7 protein-coding genes are annotated in these 3,104 nt (G+C 51.8%); all 7 read left to right on the forward strand.

The annotated features are described in order from the left end of the window. The coding region (locus ACLD3P_RS21825) for a DUF1367 family protein (protein WP_133411928.1) at window positions 1-204 on the forward strand (204 nt) is incomplete at its 5' end. Continuing rightward, window positions 204-410: a hypothetical protein gene (locus tag ACLD3P_RS21830; protein WP_411006751.1), complete on the forward strand. Its 207-nt coding sequence runs from the start codon at window positions 204-206 to the stop codon at window positions 408-410. The genes ACLD3P_RS21825 and ACLD3P_RS21830, both read left to right, overlap by 1 nt. Window positions 411-412: 2 nt before the next feature. Beyond that, window positions 413-1,024, forward strand: coding sequence for a recombination protein NinG (locus ACLD3P_RS21835; RefSeq protein WP_411006750.1), 612 nt, complete (start codon window positions 413-415; stop codon window positions 1,022-1,024). Then, window positions 1,021-1,161: a YlcG family protein gene (locus ACLD3P_RS21840; protein WP_045718201.1), complete on the forward strand. Its 141-nt coding sequence runs from the start codon at window positions 1,021-1,023 to the stop codon at window positions 1,159-1,161. Before ACLD3P_RS21835 ends, ACLD3P_RS21840 begins: the two co-directional genes overlap by 4 nt. Continuing rightward, window positions 1,158-1,835 (forward strand): bacteriophage antitermination protein Q, encoded by a 678-nt coding sequence (locus ACLD3P_RS21845; RefSeq protein ID WP_044782379.1) that lies wholly within the window; start codon window positions 1,158-1,160, stop codon window positions 1,833-1,835. The genes ACLD3P_RS21840 and ACLD3P_RS21845 overlap by 4 nt, the downstream gene beginning before the upstream one ends. A gap of 272 nt (window positions 1,836-2,107) precedes the next feature. Next, window positions 2,108-2,671, forward strand: coding sequence for an ORF6N domain-containing protein (locus tag ACLD3P_RS21850; RefSeq protein WP_045718200.1), 564 nt, complete (start codon window positions 2,108-2,110; stop codon window positions 2,669-2,671). A 211-nt stretch (window positions 2,672-2,882) separates the two neighbouring features. Then, window positions 2,883-3,008: a hypothetical protein gene (locus tag ACLD3P_RS21855; protein ID WP_001534733.1), complete on the forward strand. Its 126-nt coding sequence runs from the start codon at window positions 2,883-2,885 to the stop codon at window positions 3,006-3,008. Window positions 3,009-3,104 lie beyond the last annotated feature (96 nt).

A 3,104-nucleotide genomic window follows, 5' to 3' on the forward strand; every position in this document is an offset into this window, starting at 1 on the left:
CACTATGACGCCATCCAGTTACCGGACGGCACCCTTCGCAAACATCCCCGCAGCATCGCTTTTTCCAGCATGGATGAGGTCGAATTTCAGCAGTTGTATAAATCCGCGCTTGATGTGCTCTGGCGGTGGATTTTATCACGTACATTTCGTACTCAGCGCGAGGCGGAGAACGCCGCCGCCCAGCTAATGAGCTTTGCGGGGTGATGGCGATGAAATACTCCTGGTTCCATCATCACGACTGCACAACCGAGCAGGCCGACACGCTGATATCGGATTATCAGAAGCGGGGCGTAAGGACAGAAAAGAGCCTGAACCCTGACTTCATTACCTGGACTGTCAGCGCGAAATTACCTGAATATGCGCACCGGATGCGGACGCCAAAATCCTTACGCCAAAAGGTCTGGGGGTGAGCATGGCTAAATTACCGCACCGTAAGTGCGCAAACAAAGAATGCCGCCAGTGGTTTCACCCGATACGCGAGGGGCAGATCGTTTGCTCGTACCAGTGCGCCAGCGCCGTCGGCAAAGAACAGACCAGAAAAGCTCGCGAAGCCGCGCAACGTAAGGCGCAATCCCTTCAGCGCGCCGCTGAGAAAAAAGAACGCGCCGCCTGGCGCCAGCGGAAAGCCGCGGTTAAGCCGCTGAAGCACTGGATTGACTTGACGCAGCGCGCCGTAAATGACATTTGCCGCGAAACCGAACTGGCAGAAGGACTCGGTTGCATCTCCTGTGGAACGAAGACGGCGTTCGCATGGCATGCAGGCCATTACAGGACTACGGCCGCCGCGGGGCATCTGCGCTTCACTCGCTTCAACATCCATCTTCAGTGTGATGTCTGCAACGTCTACAAATCAGGGAACATCGAAGCATATCGTGCCGCGCTGGTTGAGCGTTACGGTGAGGCGGCGGTGCTGGCACTCGAGAACAATAACACCCCGCACCGCTGGACGGTCGAGGAGCTGAAGGAAATCAGGCTCGTGGCTCTGGCGGATCTACGTGCGCTAAAAAAGCTGGAGGCCGCATGAAACCAGAACTGATCGAGATACTCCGCGTGCGCTGGCAGCGCCTCCGTATTTACCGCCGTCCGGGGTCGGTGTTGGTTGATTACCGCATCCTACGCAATTTTGTTCGTATTTATCAGTTCACAGGATTTACTCAATGAACGCTCTATACCTCCAGTATGTACGTGAACAGCTAATGGTAGCGACAGCCGATTTAAGCGGGGAGACTAAAGGGCAGCTTTTGGCCTGGCTGGAGAACGCGCAATTCGACACGAAAAACTATCCCCGAAAAAAACAGCGTATCTGGGACGAGGAAACAGAAAGCTGGATAACGTTAAATAACCCGCCAATCCCCGGCAAGCAGTCGCTGGCGAAAGGAAGCGCTATCCCGCTGGTGAAGCCTGTGGAATATTCCACTGCCTCATGGCGCCGGGCGGTTCTTTCACTCGATGAACACTACAAGGCGTGGTTGTTGTGGAATTACAGTGAGAATACCTGCTGGGAACACCAGGTCGAAATAACACAGTGGGGCTGGAGTGCGTTTGCGGCGCAACTCGACGGAAAGAAGATGGCCGGTAAAACACAGGAACGACTCCGGGCATTAATCTGGCTGGCGGCACAGGATGTCAAATCTGAATTAGCCGGGCGTGAGGTTTATCAATATAAAGAGTTAGCGGGACTGGTAGGCGTTAGCGAAAAGAACTGGTCAGAAACCTTCACCAGACACTGGCTGACCATGCGCGCGATATTTCTGCGTCTTGATCAGGCGTCTCTTTTGAGTGTATCGGAGTCGCGTTCGGAACAGGTGGCTTTCAACCTATACGCACTTAATTGACACAAACAGTTATCCGGGGCTATATTCCCAGTACGCCAGCAAAATCTGGCGTCGGGATTGGCGTCCCGGAATTTCACCGCGACAGAGACACGCCGCGAGCGTGTTTTTTATTGTCGTTTGTATACGCGCATCTGAATTATGGTGGGGCGTATGGGGGAGCCGAAAGGCTCGCCGGTCGGTGATCCGGTTACGCCAACCCTGTACGTCTCACCACCCAATCCGATTGGCGTCGGCGGTGGTGATAAACAAAACAATCACCGGAGGGCGTCATTATGACCACTCAAATCTCTGTCGAAACTCTTTCCCCGATTACCCATAACCAAATTCCCGTTATTACTACCGAACTTTTGGCGCACTTATACGGCACAAAAATCAAAAACATTTCTGATAACTTTCTGAACAACACCACGCGATTCGTTGTAGGAAAGCATTTTTTTAAAATTGAAAAAAACGAATTACGCGAGTTCAAGAACAGACCCGAAACAATCGGGTTAGTTGGTAAAAATGCCCGTTCCCTAACCCTCTGGACAGAACGCGGCGCTGCCCGCCACGCCAAGATGCTCGAAACAGATCAGGCTTGGGAGGTGTTCGAAAAACTGGAGGATTGCTATTTCAGTCAGACACTACCATCGCCAACACGCCAGGTTCAGCCTGCCGTCGACATGCTTAACATCGACCTTCTGATTAAGATCCGCGATGGTAACGTCAAAGACATTCGGCAGGTTGGTCCAGACATGTTCGTTGGAAAAGTAGAGCAGATATTGAGCGGATTACGCGATAGCGGCTGGATAGTCATTAAAAGGGATTTGCTTGCTGAGAAGCTGGCGACGTGGTGATTGCAAAACTGGATTAAAACGGCTATATTTTATGTAAATCTGATATCGTCGCCATAGCTTCAATCGTCGACCAAACAAATTCAAGCCTCGCCATCGTGCGGGGCTTTTCTGTTTGTGCCGTCCGGAATAATCCCTCTGAGTTTTGTCGTTAATCCACCGGGCGGCCTTCCTACTTCACACTGCGCCATCCGAGCTATCGGAGGTGAGGCTTATGAAAATGCACAACGATCCCCATTCAATGGACTCACAATCTATTTTTGCTGGCTCACAATTACTGCCAATGGAAAAAACTTCTCATTTGGCTCTGAGCGTCGGATTTCGCTCTCACTTAGCGTGAGTCCACGTCCGATTTCAGTTGCAGTTATTGTGAGCCAAAATTTGCGCTGATTGCGAGTCTGACTTTTTTCGATTGTGAGTCGTTACAGATAGCCGC

Source organism: Salmonella sp. 741265073_HBA, assembly GCF_046569105.1.
GTDB lineage: Bacteria > Pseudomonadota > Gammaproteobacteria > Enterobacterales > Enterobacteriaceae > Salmonella > Salmonella enterica.

What these genes read in the sequence shown, in the direction of transcription:
- ACLD3P_RS21830 (WP_411006751.1), top strand. Translation starts at nt 204, where the DNA reads ATGGCGATGAAATACTCCTGGTTCCATCATCACGACTGCACAACCGAG.
- ACLD3P_RS21835 (WP_411006750.1), top strand. Translation starts at nt 413, where the DNA reads ATGGCTAAATTACCGCACCGTAAGTGCGCAAACAAAGAATGCCGCCAG.
- ACLD3P_RS21840 (WP_045718201.1), top strand. Translation starts at nt 1,021, where the DNA reads ATGAAACCAGAACTGATCGAGATACTCCGCGTGCGCTGGCAGCGCCTC.
- ACLD3P_RS21845 (WP_044782379.1), top strand. Translation starts at nt 1,158, where the DNA reads ATGAACGCTCTATACCTCCAGTATGTACGTGAACAGCTAATGGTAGCG.
- ACLD3P_RS21850 (WP_045718200.1), top strand. Translation starts at nt 2,108, where the DNA reads ATGACCACTCAAATCTCTGTCGAAACTCTTTCCCCGATTACCCATAAC.
- ACLD3P_RS21855 (WP_001534733.1), top strand. Translation starts at nt 2,883, where the DNA reads ATGAAAATGCACAACGATCCCCATTCAATGGACTCACAATCTATTTTT.